We start from the raw sequence: 16788 nt of genomic DNA, 5'->3' as shown, positions 1-16788 counted from the left end.
TGGCTATTGCTTCACCGCAAAAACCCACAGCGAGCCGCCGGGCGGCACCTTGGCAAGCCGCTCGTCGCCGGAGAACAGCGAGTAGACGCCGCCATAGCCGCTCGTGACGGCGACATATTGCACGCCATCCTGCTGCCAGGTCACCGGTTGTCCCTCGATGCCGGAGCCGGTCTGGAACTGCCAGAGCTTCTTGCCGGTGTCGGCGTCGAAGGCCTCGAACTCGCCGGTCAGCGCGCCCGAGAATACGACGCCGCCCGCGGTCGACAGCACGCCGGAGAAGCGCGGGATGTCGCTTGGCGCTTCCCACTTCGCCTTGCCGGTCATCGGATCGATCGCCTTCAGGTGACCGCGCGGACCGTCACCCCATTCCCAGAGATCGGTGAGGTCCATGCCGAGATACCATTCACCCTGCTTGAAGGTTGCGGGCTCGGTCTTGTACCTGCCGCCGAAGGCGAGCGTATTGGCGTAGGCGAGGCCGGTCTGCGGATTGAACGACATCGGCTCCCAGTTCTTGCCGCCGAGGATCGACGGATAGACCGTCACCTTCTTGCCGTCACGCGCGTCCTTGCTGACGTCGGTCTCGATCGGCCGCCCGGTCTTCATGTCGATGCCGGTGGCCCAGTTGACCTTCACGTAAGGATTGGCCGCGAGCAGCTTTCCGTTGGTGCGGTCGAGCACGTAGAAGAAGCCGTTGCGGTTGGCGTCCATCAGCACCTTGGTCGGCTTGCCCTCGACGTTCATGTCGGCAAGAACCATCTCGGCCACGCTGTCATAGTCGAACGGATTGTTCGGCGAGAACTGGTAGTGCCACTTGATCTTGCCGGTCTTGGGATCCATCGCCAGCACGGAGCAGGTGTAGAGGTTGTCGCCGGGCCGCACCGCCGAATTGAACGGGCCGGGGTTGCCGATGCCCCAATAGACCGTGTTCAGTTCTGGATCATATGAACCGGTGATCCAGGTCGAGCCGCCGCCGAGCTTCCAGGTGTCGCCCTTCCAGGTATCGCCGCCGGGTTCGTCCGGCGAGGGGATCGAATGGGTGCGCCACAGGTGCTTGCCGGTGGCCGGATCCCAGCCGTCGATGAAGCCGCGGGTGCCGAACTCGGCGCCGGAGATGCCGGTGATGACGACGCCGTCGGCGACCAGCGGGGCCACCGTCATCGAATAGCCTTCCTTGATGTCGGCCGCCTTCTGCCGCCACAACTCCTTGCCGTCCTTGGCATCGAGTGCGATCACATTGGCGTCGAGTGTGGTACGGAACACCTTGCCATCGTAGAGCGCAGCGCCGCGGTTGATGATGCCGCAGCAGACGATACGCGGCGTCTCGGCGGGATATTCGACCTTGGATTTCCAGATCTGCCTGCCGGTCTTGGCATCGACCGCCATGGTCGCGTTGTGGGAGGTCACGTAGATCACGCCCTGGTACACCAGTGGCTGCGATTCCTCGCTGCGATCGTCGTTGAAGGAGTAGTTCCAGACCGGGACGAGATTTTTGACGCTGTCCTTGTTGATCTGGTTCAGGGTCGAGAAGCGCTGGAGATTGTAGCCCATCCCGTAGTTGAGAACGTTCGATGTATCGGTCGCACCCTTGACCAGCTGCTCGGTGGTCTGGGCGTTTGCACACGTCGATGCAAGCATGACGAGGCTCGCGGCCATCGCAAAGCGTTTCATCCGTTCCTCCCAATATGCGCGCCTTTTGACGCTGCGACCGTAACACTCCGCCCGATTGCAAAACCCGTCAATACGAAAGTCGAATGCGCGCTGGCAATATGTTGGACGCCAGATGCCGACCACCTGACGGAAACCTGACAACCGGTTTTCACTTGTGCGCAGACGCTGGAAAAATTCCGTGACATGAAGCGATGCCAGCTTGGCCGCTCCCCTTGGGTGGTCGGGTTCCGCGAGTTGTGCGGTGCGCAGGCTGCAATTCCGGACTTGAACCGGGGCTCGCCTGCGGACTTATGTTGTTTTGATCCCGCTCGAATCGGGGCTTTTGGTCAGGGAGGTCTGAATGATATCGCGTCGCTCAGTTGCGCTTGCGCTTACGGTTGCATTGCTGTCCGGTCCGGCGTGGTCGGCCTCCGGCAACGCCGTCAAAATGTTCGATACCGACAATGACGGCACGCTCGACCTTGCCGAAGTGAAGAAGGCGGCCGCCGCGCTGTTCGCCAGGCTCGATCCCGATCACGACGGCACGCTGGATGCGCGCGAATTGCGCGGACGGTTAACGGCGAAAGAACTTGCCGCCGCCGATCCCGATCGCGACGGGACTCTGACGCTCGACGAATATCTGGCCGTGGTCGAGCAGCGCTTCAACGCGGCGAATCCCGATCATGACGGAACGCTTGATGCGAAGGAGCTGAACTCGCGCGCCGGCCGGGCACTGCTGCGCTTGTTGCGGTGAAAGCGGTGATGCTTGACTGGGAGTGAAGGCGATTTGCCCGAGAGGGAAATTCGCGAGCACAATGCGACAGTTCGCTGTGTTCGCTATTCGATTCCAGGCTTGCGCTGCACTTGACGCAGCCCTAGGTTTTGCCCCGCGCGATGTCGCGCTCAATCCCTTGGGAGACCCCGAATGGCTTGGAAAGCTCCGAAGATCGTGGAAGTGCCGGTCGGCATGGAAATCAACATGTACGCCTGCGCTGCGCGCAAGTAAGACTGACGAACCTGCCGCGGCTTCGGTGGCGAATGCCATCGAAGCCGTGGTAGTGTTCGCGATGCCCATCGGAGCTCGCACAATCTGGACGGCAATTGCATGCATGGCCGCGCTTGCACCGGCCTGCGTCCGCGCCGAAGAGGGTTTTGATACGGAGCACATCTTCGGCTTCATGATCGGCACCGACGTCGGCAATCCCGGCGAGCGCGAATTCCAGACCCAAACGACAGGGCATTCCGGCAAGGGCGGCGGCACCTATCGCGCCCTCCAGCAGGAGGTCGAGATCGAGATCGTCCCGCTGCCGAACTTCCGCATCGAGGTCGGCGGCACAGCCACGCTGCACGACATTACCGGCGTCCCCGATATCGGCGATCGCCGCCAGTTCAACTTTCAGGGCGCCTCGCTCGACCTGCGCTATCGCCTGCTTGACCGCGAGCGCGCGCCGTTCGGATTGACGGTTGCCGCCGAGCTCCATGGCGATCGCATTGATGAGACCTCTGGCGCCAAGGGCCGGATGTACGGCACCGACTTCACGCTCGCCTTCGACCGCGAGCTGATCCCGAATTTCGCCATCGGTGCGCTCAACCTGATCTATCAGCCGGAATGGGCGCGCTTCGAAGTGGCGGGAGTGTCCGAGAAGAGCTCGACCATCGGCGCCGCCTTTGCCGGCCTGGTCCGCGTGCGCCCCGATATGCTGCTCGGCGGGGAGATGCGGTACTTCCGGCAGTATGAGGGCATCGGCCTCGGCGAGTTCGCAGGGCAGGCCCTGTTCGTCGGTCCGACCGCCTATTTCCAGCTATCGGAGAAGTCACGACTCACCCTGAGCTGGAGCATGCAGGCCTGGGGCCGTCCGGCCGGGACGGGGGCCAATCTCGACCTCGTCAATTTCGAACGCCATCAGGCGAGGCTGGTGTTCGGTATTAACTTCTAGCTGAGCGGTTCCCTCACGCTGGATTGAAACTTCCGGCTCCTCGGGACGTATCCATTTATGCTAACGTACAGCGTCCCTGCGCGAGGATCCCGGCATGAACCCGATCGACCTGGTGGTGACTGTGTGTGCGGTGCTCTCGCCTGCGACCTGCGAAGAGCAGCATATTGTGTTCAACTATGCGGGGTCGCCGAAGCAATGCGCCATGGCCGCGCCGCCCTATATCGCGCAATGGGTCGGTGACCATCCGAAGTGGCAGGCGGTCCGCTGGCGCTGCGAATATCCGCACCCGAACGACAAGGCGTGAGGCGCTACTAGCTCCTCATGGTGAGGAGCGCGGAACGCGCGTCTCGAACCATCAAGGCCCCGCTCTCGCTCGCGGCCATTCTTCGAGGCGCCTGCTCCGCAGCACGAGGGCCGGAGTTCTACTTCGTGCAGTCCTTCAGATCCTTGTCGGCGATCGAGAACACCGCGTCAGCCTTGATCTCGATGTTGCGGACGACGCATTGCCGCGCATTGGGATAGCTGACCTTGGCGTCGTAGCGGCCGGGCTCGACGCCGGTGATGCGCAGCCGCTCGTCGTGGTCGACCTCCTTGTCCTTGTCGTTCAGGCACTGGTTCGGACCCCAGTCGGTCTTGCCGGCCGGCGAGAGCTGGAAGCCGGAGATCGTTTCCGTCGTCAGATTCCAGAGCCGGATGCCCTTGCCCTTGGCCTGCGCGAGCGCCGTGCCCGGCATCGCAACCAACAGGATGCCGATCGCAATCAGCGTGCGCCGCATGGTGAACCTCCCTCGACGATCTCGTTGGGTCCAGTTGACCACGAGTTCTCATTTCGATTCAAGCTGAACCGCCGCGAGCTCCGCCCTGATCCTGCCAAGCGCCGCTTCGGTGCGCTCGGCGCGTGGAACGACAATCGGCACCTCTTGCACGATGTGCGCCGGGCGCGCCGACAGGACAAACAGGCGGTCGCCGAGACGGATCGCATCATCCAGGCTGTGGGTGACGAGCAGTGTCATCACAGGACGGCTCGCCACCAGCGTCGCGATCTCGTCGCGCAGGCGGCCTGCGAGCGCGTCGTCGAGCGAGGCGAGGGGCTCGTCGAGCACCAGCAGATCGGGCTCGACCGCAAAGGCGCGGGCCAGCGCGACACGCCGGGCAAGGCCAAGCGACAATTCACCGGGGAAATGACTGCGATGCGCCTCCAGCTCCAGGATCCTGAACAGCTCGGCGAGCTTGGCGTCGGAGATGCCTGGTGCAGCCAACCGCACATTCTGCTCGACCGAGCGCCATGGCAGCAGTCGCGGCTCCTGGAACACCATGCCGATCCGCGCCTCCGGCGGCCGCGCGATGCGCCCGTGAAAGTCGTGATCGAGCCCGAGGATGATGCGCAGCATCGTGCTCTTGCCGCAGCCGGACGGGCCGATCAGCACGCCGACTTCGCCGGATGAAAGCGCGAATTTGACCGGTGCCAGCACCTCGTGCGTTTCGCCCGCGGCACTCCTGAAAGTCTTGCCTGTGATCTCGACTTCAAGCCGCACGGGGGCGCCACCGTGTTGCGCGGGCTTCGAATGGCTGCACCAGCACCGTCTCGATGACGAGCACGACGGCGGCGAAGGTCAGCGAATAGGCCAGCAGACGCGGCGTGTCGAACAGCTGAAACGCGACGCCGATCTCGAAGCCGACGCCGTTCGGCCGTCCCAAGAGTTCGGCGACCAGCACGATCTTCCACACCAGCGACAGGCCCGAGCGGGCGGAGGCTGCGATATAGGGCGCAAGCTGCGGCAGCACGACATGACGGAAGGCACGCCAGCGCGGCATCGCGAATACGCTCGCCATCTCGTCGAGTGAGCGGTCGAGCGCACGCGTGCCCTCGCGCAGGGTGACGATGGCGGTCGGCAGCTTGTTGATGGCGATCGCCGCGATCGCGGCCGCTTCGGTGAGGCCGGCCCAGATATAGGCCAGCACGATCACGACCAGCGCTGGCAGGTTGAGCAGCAGGATCAGCCAGGGATCGCCGAGCCGGTCGGCGAGCTTCACCCGTCCCATCAGATAGCCGATGGCGCTGCCGAGCGACATCGCCAGCGCGAAGGCGAGTGCGACCCGCGCCAGCGTGGCCCCGAGATGCAGGAACAGCGCGCCGCTCGATGCCTCCGCGATGATGACGTTGAGCACGGCCGGCGGGGAGGGCAGCTTTGCGCCGCCGACGAAGAGAGCGGCAGTCCACCAGATCGCAAGCAGCAGGGCAACCGAGAGAAGGCGCAGCACCTCAATCTCCGGGGACTGCGTGATAGAACGTGCCGGGATCCAGCTCGGCCGCGGGGCCGACAAGGTCGCGGCCGCCGATCTCGGCGAGCACGCGATAGAGCACGCGCGCATCCTTTTCCTCGTCGTCGATGCTCCGGCGCGGAATCCCGTCGCGGTAACGGTCGCGGTAGGTTTTGAGCATGACGGCATCGCTCGCGCCGGTGAGCGGGGCAACCTTGTCCCAGGCGGCATCCGAGCTGATCAGCATCTGCTTGGCCTTGCGGGTCATCGCGATGAAGCGCGCCACGGCCTCGCGATGGCTCGCGGCCCAGCCTTCGTCGAAGACGTAGCCGACGGCCGAGACCGCACCCTTGGCCCCCAGCTTCGGCAAGATGTCCTCGATGCCGGTGAGACGCCTAAAACCCTTGGCCTCGAGCTGGGCGCAGAAATTCCAGAAATTGAGGCTTGCATCCATCTCGCCGTCGAGCGCCTTGGCGGCGATCAGCGGCGGCGCGCCATAGACGATGCTTGCATCCGACTTGAGGTCGATGCCGTCCTGCTTCATCCGCGCCTGCAGCAGCAGCCAGCTCTTGTCGATAGCGCCGCCGCCGACGCCGAGCTTGCGGCCTTTCAGATCGGCCAGCGTCTTGAGTGGCGAGGACGCGGGCACCATCACCGCGCCGAGCGCGCTGGAATAGGGATAGAAGGTCAGCCTGGCGCCGAGCGCGCGCTCGCGCGACACCCACAGCCAATCGGACAGGATGATATCGGCACTCCCGGCACGCAGCGCGATCTTGCCGGCTTCGGGGCTCGCGAGTTCGGTGACCTCCAGCAACAGGTCGGCCTCCTTGTCGAGCCCTCCGGCGCGGATCGCGGCCAGCTCCCAGGAGAATGTTCCGGTTTTCTGCACCGCAAGGCGGATCGTATCCGCGGCGTGGCCGCTTGCGACCTGTGTCAGCGCCAGCGTCACCGCGAGCGCCAATGTTCGTCCCAAAACTCTCATCACCTTGTGAGCCGCTTCCTCAGATTGAGTGCTTTTCAGGACAATACGCATAGCATAGCTTTCGTCGCAACCAGCGGGAGGACGCGCATGAATCTGGCGGGACAGCTACGACCGATTGTCGCCGCATTGGCGGTGTGGGCGGTGACCATGTACGCCGCGCGCGCCGAGGAGGCCAATGACTATCCGACATCCGCGCGCGCGGAGTACGTCTATGGCTGCATGAAGGCCAATGGCGAGAGCAGGCAGTCGATCGAGCAATGTTCCTGCTCGATCGACGTGGTGGCTTCGATCGTGTCCTATGACCGCTACGTCACCGCCGAGACGGCGCTGAGCATGTCGCAGGTGCGCGGCAATCTCGGGGTTCAGTTCCGCACGTCGGAGCAGGCGAATTCCGCGGTGAATGATTTGCGGCGTGCGCAGGCCGAAGCCGAGGTGAGGTGTTTCTGACTATTTGCGGCATAGATGGTGCGATCCCTTCTCCCCTTGTGGGAGAAGGTGGCGCGAAGCGCCGGATGAGGGGTATCTCACCTCACGCTTAGACGTTTGAGAGTATCTCTCGCGGAGAGATACCCCTCACCCGTCTCGCCGCTGCGCGGCGATCCACCCTCTCCCACAAGGGGAGAGGGAAGCACAGCTCGCCTCACGTCCCCGACTTCGCCACATCCCACTCATTGCGGAACACGTGTCCGTCCGTGTCCTTCGCCTCTGCGCGAAAGCGCTTCGCGCCGTTGGACACATAGGTGAAGCGCAGGTTGGGATCTTCGGAGATCGAGATGCCGCCTTCCATCGACAGCACCGGGCTGTCGTCCTGCGTCAGCTTCAGCTGGTTGACGAAGAAGGCGGGAATATAGAGCTGCGTGACCTGGTCCATCTGCAGGCCGGAATTGTTGGGATGGCCGATCATGATCTGCGCTTCGCGGATGCGGCTCGCCGGCGCCTCCTCGCGCGCGAATTGGCGGTAGCGCATCTGGCCGAGGCGGTTGTTGGCTTCCTCGGCATTTTTCCCGGCCGGGGCGGAGCAGCCGCCGGAAGCCTTCACATAGACTTTCGAGACATAGAGCTGGCCGTCGCTGAGCTCGGCGACGGCGTGCACGTCGGTGTAGTTGTTGACGCGCACGCGTGTGGAGATCTCGGTGACGTTGGCATCCGGGCCGAGCTCGAACTTCGCCGCCATCGGTGCCGGATTGCGGTCGATCACCAGCGTGATCGAGCGGATGCGCCGCGCATCGCCGGGCGACAGCTTGCTGCGCAGGGTCACCGGCACGATTGCTGCGTCCTCGGCGCGATAGGGCATCTCGATGCCGATGACCTCGCTGCCGTCGTTCATCGCCCGGTTGCTGAAGATGTCCTGCACCAGGCCCGGCCAGGGATCGTAGGCCTCCTCGGCGCTAACAGGCACGGCGAAGGCGATGCCGAGCAGTGCGGCGATCATCGTCAGGCGACGTGTGCATCCCGTCATGATCATGATCCCCGGAGTCAGCGAAGCTGATCTCCTGTGCGGACGAAGCAGTGTCACGGTGAGCGTAGCGCGTCCGCTACTCCCATTCAATTTCCGAAAATGCTGCGGTTGCGTTGCGGGCGTTGTAGTCATCGAACAGTTCCCAATGCGGCCGCTCCGTCGCGGCCGCCTTGTCGGCGGCGGTCCGGATCGGCTCGCCCTTCTTGTTCGACGCCCGGACGTCCGCCAGCAGCGTCGCGAGATAACGCCGTTCGTCGTCCAGTGCGGCCGGCCAGCCACTCACAGGGCCGTGACCGGGAACGACGCGTTGCGCCGGAATTTTCGCGAGTTCCCCGAGGGTGTTGAGCCAGCCGCGGATGCTGCCGTCCATCACCGGAATATGGCGGAGGAAGACGAGGTCTCCCGCGAACAGCGTCTGCGTCGCCTCGTCGAACACCGTCAGGTCGTTGTCGCTATGCCCGGCCGGCCACGCCAGCAAGGTCAGGCGGCGTGATCCAAGGTCGAGCGTCAGCGTGTCCTTCACGAGCAGGCTAGGCGGCACGATCTTCACGGGATCGATTAACTCTTTGCCCATGATGCGGCGAAAATTGTCGAGATAGTAAGGCCCGCGCGTCGCCAGCGCCTGCGCGAGCTTGCTGTGGCCGACGAAGCTGGTCCCCGCGGCGACGAACGCGGCATTGCCGAAGACATGGTCGGGATGACCGTGGGTGTTGATGACGTAGCGGATCGGCTTCTTGGTGTGGGCCCGCACCGCCGCCAGCAGCGCCTCGCCCTCGCGAAAACTGCCGCCGGTATCGATCACGGCGACCGCGTCCTCGCCGACGATGAAGCCGACATTGGCGATGTCGCCCTCATTGTCGCGCGTCATCAGGGCGATGGTCCCGGAGTGTACGAAGATTCCGGGCGCGACTTCGCTCACAGGCAATTCGGCCGACGCGGCGCGTGCTAGCGTCGCCGCCCCGAGCAGGGCCAAGGCTGTGATGATTGAAGCGACGTGAGACACTTTTCCGCCTCAGTTCAAAGGGTTTTGCGCATTGCACTGCAACAAAAAAAGCCAGCACAAAGTTGGCAAACATGGCGCGTCATGCGTTGCATGGATAACATTCAAACAAAACGAGGAGGAAGCGCGATGACGGAGGCCGGACGACATCGTCGCTGGTTGTTTTTGCTGTGGGGGGTGGTTGCGTGCTGCGCGCTGGGCGACGTCGCCGCAGCGCAGACGAGCGAAACCGGCGATCTCTCGTTCGAGCTGGTGGACCCAAGGGTGCTGCGGGTCTGTGCGGATCCGCGCAATCTGCCGTTCTCCAACGAGAAGGGTGAGGGGCTGGAGAACAAGCTCGCCGAGTTGTTCGCCGACAAGCTCCAGAAGAAGCTCGACTATGTGTTCTTCCCGCAGGCGACCGGCTTCGTGCGAATGACACTGGGTGCGCATCGCTGCGATGTCATCATGGGCTTTCCGCAAGGCGACGACCTCGTGCAGGGCACCAATCCCTATTACCGCACGTCCTACGCGCTGGTCTCGAAAGCAGGCAGCGGGCTCGAGGACGTCGACACGCTCGAGGACGCGAGGCTGAAGGGCAAGCATGTCGGCATCGTCGCCGGCACGCCGCCGGCCACCAACATGGCGCTCGCGGGCCTGATGGGGAACGCAAAGCCCTATCCGCTGATGATCGACACGCGCTACGACAATTCGGCGCAGGCGATGATCGACGATCTCGCCGCGGGCAAGATCGACGCCGGTGTGCTGTGGGGACCGATGGCCGGGTACTATGCGAAGAAGGTCGGCGCAATGCACGTGACGCCGCTGGTCAAGGAGACCACCGGACCAAAGCTGGTCTATCGCATCGGCATGGGCGTGCGTCCCGCAGACCAGAACTGGAAGCGGCAGCTCAACAAGCTGATCCAGGAGAACCAGGGCGAGATCAACAAGATCCTGCTCGACTTCGGCGTTCCCTTGTTGGACGAGAGCGATCGGCCGCTCGGTGCGGAGACGGCCAAGAAGACGCCATGAGACAGCAAATTGCCGCTGCGCTGGTTGCCGCTGTCCTCGCGGCGCCGGCATTCGCGCAGCAGCAGGAGCCGTTCGAGCCCGAGGGGTATCGCTCCGACAATTACCGCGCGCCCGTGCCGGCAACGCTCGCCGGCGCGCGCGTGCTGACGACAGCGGAGGCCGAAGCGATCTGGCGCGCGCAGAGCGGTGCATTCATCGACGTGCTGCCGCGCGCGCCGAAGCCGAAGAACCTGCCCGAGGGCACGGTGTGGCGCGACATGCCGCATAGGAACATTCCGGGCAGCATCTGGCTGCCCGATACCGGCTACGGCGCGCTGCCGCCTGCGATGGACGATTACTTCCAGCGCGGCCTCGTACGTGCCTCACGCAGCGACAAGGCCGCACTGCTCGTGATCTATTGCCTCGCCGATTGCTGGATGTCGTGGAACGCCGCCAAGCGCGCATTGGCCTACGGCTATTCCAACATCGCCTGGTACCCCGATGGCACCGACGGCTGGGAGCGTGCGAAACTGCCGGCCGACGAGGCGCAGCCAGAACCGCGGCCGGAGCAGTGAGCGGTTCGATTAGCCCCGCGATCACGGTGTTAGAGGCAGATACGCAACTCTCTCCTCGTCATTGCGAGCGCAGCGAAGCAATCCAGAGTCCCTCCATGGAAAGATTCCGGATTGCTTCGCTGCGCTCGCAATGACGACGCAGAGGCAGCATCGCATTCCCAACTGGACCGATTCGGGAGGCGAGCAGCCTCCGCGGCCGAGAAGCCCTACTGCTTCTGCAGCCTGGTCAGCGTCCCAGTGCCGTTGGTGTCGGTCGCCGAGTATGTCACCCGGTCGCCGGCGTGGACGGCATCCAGCATTGCGGCATCCTTGGTCTTGTATTCCTGCAGCGCGCCGGCGCCGCCTGCGCTGCCGCCAACGGTTCCCTTCTGCATCTGTTGGATCGAGATCGTGTTGTTGAGCCGATCGATCCTGGTGACCATTCCGGTCATGTCGTCGGCAAAGGCGCTGGATGCGAGCATGCTGATGACCGCAGCGCCTGCGAGGATGAATTTCGTGGTTCCCATCGAGGCCTCCCGGCATTCGAGATTCACATCGACAAGCCATCCTAGATCGATTTGGTTCCGGCAGATAGCGCGGCAAAGGTTAACGATGGCGTTGACGTCTCGGGAACTTTTGCAAGTTGTCAGCAAAGCTGACGCTATTCCATGTCCTGCTGGATCACGCGCCCAAGCGCGAACAGGCGCTGGTCGATCGCGGTCGGAACCTCGCAAACGAACCGCACCACCTTGTTGCGGTCCTCGAAAATGCGGGTCTTCCAGATCAGCTCGTTGCTGAGCGCCTCGACCTTGGTGTCGTCGCGCGACGCGGTGCCCTGGAGTGCCTGGAGTTGAATCGTTTCCTCGCGGATCTTGTCGGCGGCCTCGCGCTGCTTGCGGCTGACACGTTCGAGCCCGTTCATGACCTGGGAGCGCTGGGCGTTGAGCGTGTCGAACAGACCGGCGAACAGGAGCTTGGCGTTCGCGGTCTTGTCGCCGGCGGAAGCGGCCAAAAACTCCTTCACCGACTTCTCGGCCTCGTCCAGCGGCGTCTTGCGCGCCGACAGCTTTGCGACCAGCGCGCTGATCTTGGCATCGTTCTTCCACTTGGTCTCGGCGTCGTCGAGCGCAGGGCCGGCCCAGACGGCCGCGAGCGAGATCTCCGGGACCTTGGCCTGCGCGCAGGGCCAATTGGGATAGCGCGGATCGGCCGCGCGCGCGGCTGTGCTCGCGACTGCGAGTGCCAAAGCGGTCATGGCCAGAACCCGAATCGTCATCCTTCGCCTCCCGCAGGCCCCCGTCGCGCCAGCCCGCGCGAGGGATCATAGGCCAGAATCGCGCCGATCATGAAGACGATTGTGCAGCCGGCCACCACCGCCAGCGAGATCCAGTTGACCTGTCCGTACAGCGCAAAACGGATCAGCTCGACCGCATGAGTGAACGGATTGGCCTCGCAGAGATAATAGAGATAGGGGCTGCCCTCCTGTACCCGCCAGAGCGGGTAAAGCGCCGAGGAGGCAAAGAACATCGGGAAGATCACGAAGTTCATGACGCCGGCGAAGCTTTCAAGCTGCTTGATGCCGGAGGAGATCAGCATGCCGAGCGAGCCCAGCATCAGCCCGGACAGGATCAGCGCAGGCAGCACGGTGAGATAACCTGACAGAGGAGGTGTGATGTCCCAGAACCAGGCGATCAGCAGGAACGCATAGACCTGGAGCAGCGAGACCGCCGTGCCCGCGAGCAGCTTGCAGAACAGCAGGAATCCGCGCGGCAGCGGGCTCACCAGCAGCGTGCGCATGTTGCCCATCTCGCGGTCGTAGACCATCGAGAGCGAGGATTGCATGCCGTTGAAGAGCTGGATCATCGCCATCAGCCCCGGCGCGATGAAGACCTCATAGAGGATGTAGGTCTCGTAAGGCGGGATGATGGAGATGCCGAGCACCTGCCGGAAGCCGGCGGCGAAGATGAATAGCCACACCAGCGGCCGCACCAGTGCCGAGACGAAGCGCTCGCGCTGATTCAGGAAGCGCAAGCCCTCGCGCCAGACGATGCCGGTGAGGCAGGTCATATACTCGCTAGCCGAGAAACCGCGCGGTGCATCGCGGGTGGTGATGCTGCTCATGCGCCGCCTCCCGGCATGGTTTGCGCGCCGGTCAGGCGCATGAAGGCGGTGTTGACGTCCTGCGCGCCAGCCTCGCAGATGACGCGGCTCATCGGGCCCTGCGCCAGCACCTTGCCCTGGTGCAGCACGACGAGATCGTCGCCGGGCATGATCTCGTCGAACAGATGCGTGGCCCAGAGCACGCCGATGCCTTGCTCGGTCACGAGCTGGCGGACATGGCTGATGATGTCGGCGCGCGCCTTGACGTCGAGGCCGACGGTCGGCTCGTCGAGCAGCAGCAGCCGCGGCCGGTGCAGCAGCGCCCGTGCGATCTCCAGCCGCCGCATCTGGCCGCCGGAGAGATCGCGCACCTTGCTCGCAGCGCGCTCGGAGAGCCCGATGCGGCCGAGCAGCTCGGCGCTGCGCGTCGCGGCCTCGCGGCGGCTGATGCCATGCAGCGCGGCGTGATAGAGCAAATTCTGCGTCAGCGACAGGTCGAGGTCGAGCGTGCGCGGCTGGAACACGACGCCGAGCAGCCGCAGCGCTTCGCCCGGGCTCTTGCTGATGTCATGCCCGAAGATGCCGACGCGGCCGGACTGAATGCCGAACAGGCGCGTGATCAGCGAGAACAGCGTGCTCTTGCCGGCGCCGTTGAGCCCGAGCAGCGCCGTGAAGCTCGCAGGCTGCACGTTGAAGGAGACGTCCATCAGCGCCTGGCGCGGACCATAGGCATGGCTGACGCCGTCGATCGACAGCGCCGGCACCGCCGCCGGATCCGGCCTTGGCGTCGCACGCGGTTCGGCGATGGGGGCAGGGCTGGTCATGGCGCGATCGTGATGCCCCAGGGCAGTTCGCCCACCTGAATGGTCTTGATCACCTTCTGTGCGGCGACGTCGATCACCGAGACGTCGTTCGACACGCCGTTGGTGGTGAGCAGGTATTTTTCGTCCGGCGTGAACGCCATGTGCCAGACCCGCTGTCCGACCAGCAGATATTTCGTCACCTTGCGCGTCGCGACATCGACGATCGCGACGCGGTTGGCCGGGCCGAGCGCGACGAAGGCGGTCTTGTCGTCCCTGGTCATGCCGATGCCGACCGGCTGGATCGCCTCTTTCCGCAGACCCGGAATCTCGAATGTGACCTTGCCGATCACCTCATGCTTCCCGGGATCGATCACCGAGACGGTGCCGCCGATCTCCGAGGAGACCCAGACTTCCGAGCTGTCGTGCTTGAACTCGGCAAACCGCGGCCGTGCGTCGACCAGCACGTTGGCGACGATCTGGCGCGAACTGGTGTCGATGAAGTGCGCCATGTTGGTCGTCTCGGACGTGTTGATCAGCGTCTTGCCATCGGGACTGATGGTCATTCCCTCTGGCTCGACGCCGACCTGGATGTCGCCGAGGCGGGTGCGCTTCTCGAGGTCGATCACGGTGACCGTATTGTCGTTCTCGTTGGCGACATAGAGAATTTTTCCCGCCGCATCCTGAGCGAACAGTTCCGGGTCGGGGCCGGAGGGCAGGCTGTCCACCACGGCTTGCGTCTTGGCATCGATCACCTGGATGGTGTCGTCGTCGCCGACCGCGACCATCACGAATTTTCCATCACGGGTGAACTCGATGCCGCGCGGGCGCTGGCCGACCTTGATGGTCTTGGTCACGGTCCAGCTGTCGGTGTCGATCACCGAGACCGTGTTGCCTTTCTCGTTCGAGACGTAGGCGATGAACGCGTGCACCGGCCCTGCCGCGAATGCTAGTGCCGCGAGCAACGCTGTTCCCAGTATGCGCGACATCTGTCCGCGGGCTGTCTTCACCTCCCCCGCAAGCGGGGGAGGGGGCGCACCATCTCTGCGGTGAATCCATCGCATCACAATGCTCACTTCAGCTTGCATTTGCTCTCCGGGCGGTCGTAGCCGAGCGTATCGAGCTCGGACACCTGGTGCAGGAAACCTTCCTGCGGCGACACCGACACCACCATGCGGCCGTCGACCAGCAGGATCGGCTGGCGCAGCTGGAGATTCCAGTCGCGCAAGGTCAGCTTCGTGCCTTTGAAGGCGGCGACCGAGAAATCCGGGCTCTTGACGAAGTCGGTGACTTTCCTGACGTCGCCGGAATTGGTGCGCGAGGTGGCTTCTCCGATCATGCGCACCGCCGTCCAGGCCTGCATGTCGAGCGCGGTCATGCGCCGCGCGTTCAGCTTGATGAAGCGATTCTGCATCTGGATTGCGCCCCACTGGTCCTGCGATGCGTCCCAGCTGCGTGGCACGAGGCCGGCCGAGCCAGCGACGGGGCGGGGATCCCAGGTGCGGTAGGGCAAATAGGCGCCGAACACTTCGCTCTCGTCGGCGGCGACCAGCACGTCATACGCGGGCGCGCCTTGCGTGAACACCGGCATCTGCCGTTGGATCAGCGTCACGCCGCTGTCGGTGCGCCGCGCTCCGCCTTTGTCTTCAAAAGTCTTTTCCTGCACGATCTTGGCGCCGAACCGCGCTGCGGTGCGCCGGAGCGCATCGGCGAACAGCTTGTCCTCGTCATGCGAGCCAACCACGAGCAGCCAGCGCTTCCACTGCTTCCACACCAGATACTGGCCAAGTGCATCGGCCAGCATCGCGCGGGTCGGCGCAGTGTGGATGACATTGGCGCGGCAATCGGCCTCGCGCAGCCGCTCGTCGATTGCGCCCGCGTTGAACAGAAGCGTGCCGCGGTCGCGCAGGGCGTCCGAGACTTTCAGCAGCGCGTCAGCCGGCAGGTCGGCGATGATGAAGCCATTCTTCTCGGCGAGGTCGGTGGCCGCCTGCACCACATCCTCGCCCTCCCGAATGCGGCGTTCCTCCAGCGTAAAGCGCTGGTTGAGGAATTTTCCCGTGGTGTTGTTGTCCTCGATGGCGAGGCGCGCACCTGCAACGCCGTCATTCTCGGCGGGCTGCTCGACCAGCGACAGCGTCGATCTGGTGCCGGCGATGCCGAGATAGCCGACGCCGATCATGACGGGGTCGGCCGCGAGCGCGCTCGTCGCTGCAAGACTCCAGCCGATCAGGCCGACCAACCATCGGATCATGCTTCCTCCGCAGGCTCCCCGGCTTGACCGCCGGCGGAGAATTGTTTCTGCTGAAGCATGACCGATTTGTCAGGGCATGCAACCCCGCATTTCGTCCTCGCGCGCGCGAGGCCGGGAATCACGATCATGCGAGCATTGATATGTTTCGCAGCTTTGCTGTTGACGGGCTCAGTTGCGCTCGCCGACCCGCCGAAACTCGCGGTGTTCGATTTCGAGTTGATCGACACCAGCCTGCCCGGCGAGTTCTACGGCTCCAAGCCGGAGGAGGCGCGGCTCCTGCGCATCAGCGAGCAACTGCGCAAGGAACTGACTGAGTCCGGCAAGTTCCAGGTGCTCGACATCGCGCCGGTCAGGGACGCCGCCCGTCACGCGAACCTGCAGGCCTGTGGCGGCTGCGACCTCAAGCTTGCCGGGGAATTGGGTGCCGAGCTCGAGATCACCGGCATGGTTCAGAAGGTCTCGAACCTGATCATCAACCTCAACATCTATCTGCGCGACGTGAAGACAGGCACCATGATCGCGGCCGCCAGCGCCGACATGCGCGGCAACACGGATGAGTCCTGGTCGCGGACGATGAGCTACCTCATTCGCAACCGCCTGCTCGCGCCGAATTACGGCAAGCCGGAGTAAATTCTTCTCTCCGCGTGCGCCGCTGCACCCTCGCCCCTTGTGGGAGAGGGTGGCTTCGATGCGAAGCATCGAAGACGGGTGAGGGGTCTCTCTCCGCGTATGGATCTCTCGCAGTGAATTCGACGGGGCAACCCCTCATCCGGCGCTTCGCGCCACCTTCTCCCACAAGGGGA

21 protein-coding genes are annotated in these 16788 nt (G+C 64.1%); 8 read left to right on the top strand and 13 right to left on the bottom strand.

What is annotated here, in order from left to right; translation table 11 throughout:
- Positions 1-3 precede the first annotated feature (3 nt).
- Positions 4-1668, bottom strand: coding sequence for a methanol/ethanol family PQQ-dependent dehydrogenase (locus AC1RR3_RS13545; protein ID WP_492823279.1), 1665 nt, complete (start codon positions 1666-1668; stop codon positions 4-6).
- Between the two features lie 340 nt (positions 1669-2008).
- Between AC1RR3_RS13545 and lanM the strand changes: the two genes are divergently transcribed.
- The 4 genes from lanM to AC1RR3_RS13525 all read left to right on the top strand — a co-directional run bounded on the left by lanM (position 2009) and on the right by AC1RR3_RS13525 (position 3888).
- Positions 2009-2401: a lanmodulin LanM gene (lanM, locus tag AC1RR3_RS13540; protein WP_492823277.1), complete on the top strand. Its 393-nt coding sequence runs from the start codon at positions 2009-2011 to the stop codon at positions 2399-2401.
- 171 nt (positions 2402-2572) lie between these two features.
- On the top strand, positions 2573-2653 hold the full coding sequence (gene pqqA / locus AC1RR3_RS13535) for a pyrroloquinoline quinone precursor peptide PqqA (protein WP_012029362.1): 81 nt from the start codon (positions 2573-2575) through the stop codon (positions 2651-2653).
- Between the two features lie 25 nt (positions 2654-2678).
- Positions 2679-3584 carry a DUF6662 family protein gene (locus tag AC1RR3_RS13530; RefSeq protein WP_492823275.1) on the top strand — a complete coding sequence of 302 codons (906 nt, stop codon included), beginning with the start codon at positions 2679-2681 and terminating at the stop codon, positions 3582-3584.
- 94 nt (positions 3585-3678) lie between these two features.
- Positions 3679-3888: a hypothetical protein gene (locus AC1RR3_RS13525; RefSeq protein ID WP_492823273.1), complete on the top strand. Its 210-nt coding sequence runs from the start codon at positions 3679-3681 to the stop codon at positions 3886-3888.
- A gap of 118 nt (positions 3889-4006) precedes the next feature.
- Here the strand turns inward: AC1RR3_RS13525 and AC1RR3_RS13520 are convergent, their stop codons facing one another.
- Genes AC1RR3_RS13520 through AC1RR3_RS13505 form a run of 4 tightly spaced genes read right to left on the bottom strand, consistent with a single transcriptional unit; the run spans position 4007 to position 6828 of the window.
- The gene (locus tag AC1RR3_RS13520; RefSeq protein ID WP_492823271.1) at positions 4007-4360 is read right to left on the bottom strand and encodes a hypothetical protein; all 354 of its coding nucleotides are present in this window, start codon (positions 4358-4360) and stop codon (positions 4007-4009) included.
- A 48-nt stretch (positions 4361-4408) separates the two neighbouring features.
- Positions 4409-5119 carry an ABC transporter ATP-binding protein gene (locus AC1RR3_RS13515; RefSeq protein ID WP_492823269.1) on the bottom strand — a complete coding sequence of 237 codons (711 nt, stop codon included), beginning with the start codon at positions 5117-5119 and terminating at the stop codon, positions 4409-4411.
- Entirely contained in the window at positions 5109-5846 is a 738-nt protein-coding gene (locus tag AC1RR3_RS13510) for an ABC transporter permease (RefSeq protein WP_492823267.1), read from the bottom strand. The genes AC1RR3_RS13515 and AC1RR3_RS13510 overlap by 11 nt, the downstream gene beginning before the upstream one ends.
- Position 5847: 1 nt before the next feature.
- The gene (locus AC1RR3_RS13505; RefSeq protein WP_492824217.1) at positions 5848-6828 is read right to left on the bottom strand and encodes an ABC transporter substrate-binding protein; all 981 of its coding nucleotides are present in this window, start codon (positions 6826-6828) and stop codon (positions 5848-5850) included.
- A gap of 87 nt (positions 6829-6915) precedes the next feature.
- Here AC1RR3_RS13505 and AC1RR3_RS13500 point away from each other — a divergent pair, with 87 nt between their 5' ends.
- On the top strand, positions 6916-7275 hold the full coding sequence (locus tag AC1RR3_RS13500) for a hypothetical protein (RefSeq protein WP_492823265.1): 360 nt from the start codon (positions 6916-6918) through the stop codon (positions 7273-7275).
- A 193-nt stretch (positions 7276-7468) separates the two neighbouring features.
- Here the strand turns inward: AC1RR3_RS13500 and AC1RR3_RS13495 are convergent, their stop codons facing one another.
- Together AC1RR3_RS13495 and AC1RR3_RS13490 are read right to left on the bottom strand one after the other, a co-directional pair.
- Complete coding sequence (locus tag AC1RR3_RS13495) at positions 7469-8287, bottom strand: quinoprotein dehydrogenase-associated SoxYZ-like carrier (RefSeq protein WP_492823263.1); 819 nt, start codon at positions 8285-8287, stop codon at positions 7469-7471.
- A gap of 76 nt (positions 8288-8363) precedes the next feature.
- Positions 8364-9290 (bottom strand): quinoprotein relay system zinc metallohydrolase 2, encoded by a 927-nt coding sequence (locus AC1RR3_RS13490; protein ID WP_492823261.1) that lies wholly within the window; start codon positions 9288-9290, stop codon positions 8364-8366.
- 126 nt (positions 9291-9416) lie between these two features.
- On the opposite strand from AC1RR3_RS13490, the gene AC1RR3_RS13485 reads away from it, so the two are divergent.
- Together AC1RR3_RS13485 and AC1RR3_RS13480 are read left to right on the top strand one after the other, a co-directional pair.
- Positions 9417-10298, top strand: a complete 882-nt coding sequence (locus AC1RR3_RS13485; protein WP_492823259.1) for a substrate-binding domain-containing protein — start codon at positions 9417-9419, stop codon at positions 10296-10298.
- Positions 10295-10852 (top strand): PQQ-dependent catabolism-associated CXXCW motif protein, encoded by a 558-nt coding sequence (locus AC1RR3_RS13480; protein WP_492823257.1) that lies wholly within the window; start codon positions 10295-10297, stop codon positions 10850-10852. Before AC1RR3_RS13485 ends, AC1RR3_RS13480 begins: the two co-directional genes overlap by 4 nt.
- A 206-nt stretch (positions 10853-11058) precedes the next feature.
- On the opposite strand, the gene AC1RR3_RS13475 is transcribed toward AC1RR3_RS13480, so the two are convergent.
- From AC1RR3_RS13475 to AC1RR3_RS13450, 6 genes are all read right to left on the bottom strand, one after another.
- On the bottom strand, positions 11059-11358 hold the full coding sequence (locus AC1RR3_RS13475; protein WP_492823255.1) for a copper-binding protein: 300 nt from the start codon (positions 11356-11358) through the stop codon (positions 11059-11061).
- Positions 11359-11492: 134 nt separating this feature from the next.
- Complete coding sequence (locus AC1RR3_RS13470; protein WP_492823253.1) at positions 11493-12107, bottom strand: hypothetical protein; 615 nt, start codon at positions 12105-12107, stop codon at positions 11493-11495.
- The gene (locus AC1RR3_RS13465; RefSeq protein WP_492823251.1) at positions 12104-12952 is read right to left on the bottom strand and encodes an ABC transporter permease; all 849 of its coding nucleotides are present in this window, start codon (positions 12950-12952) and stop codon (positions 12104-12106) included. Before AC1RR3_RS13465 ends, AC1RR3_RS13470 begins: the two co-directional genes overlap by 4 nt.
- Complete coding sequence (locus tag AC1RR3_RS13460) at positions 12949-13755, bottom strand: ABC transporter ATP-binding protein (protein ID WP_492823249.1); 807 nt, start codon at positions 13753-13755, stop codon at positions 12949-12951. The genes AC1RR3_RS13465 and AC1RR3_RS13460 overlap by 4 nt, the downstream gene beginning before the upstream one ends.
- Positions 13752-14720 (bottom strand): YVTN family beta-propeller repeat protein, encoded by a 969-nt coding sequence (locus AC1RR3_RS13455; protein ID WP_492823247.1) that lies wholly within the window; start codon positions 14718-14720, stop codon positions 13752-13754. Before AC1RR3_RS13455 ends, AC1RR3_RS13460 begins: the two co-directional genes overlap by 4 nt.
- A gap of 83 nt (positions 14721-14803) precedes the next feature.
- Complete coding sequence (locus AC1RR3_RS13450; RefSeq protein WP_492823245.1) at positions 14804-15985, bottom strand: ABC transporter substrate-binding protein; 1182 nt, start codon at positions 15983-15985, stop codon at positions 14804-14806.
- Between the two features lie 57 nt (positions 15986-16042).
- Here AC1RR3_RS13450 and AC1RR3_RS13445 point away from each other — a divergent pair, with 57 nt between their 5' ends.
- Positions 16043-16615 (top strand): DUF3280 domain-containing protein, encoded by a 573-nt coding sequence (locus tag AC1RR3_RS13445; protein ID WP_492823243.1) that lies wholly within the window; start codon positions 16043-16045, stop codon positions 16613-16615.
- Positions 16616-16788: the final 173 nt, after the last annotated feature.

The sequence above is a fragment of the Bradyrhizobium sp. GW821-FHT13H05 genome, assembly GCF_058804065.1.
The sequence above is the reverse complement of the archived record's forward strand: the minus strand, read 5'-3'. Positions and strand labels throughout refer to the sequence as shown.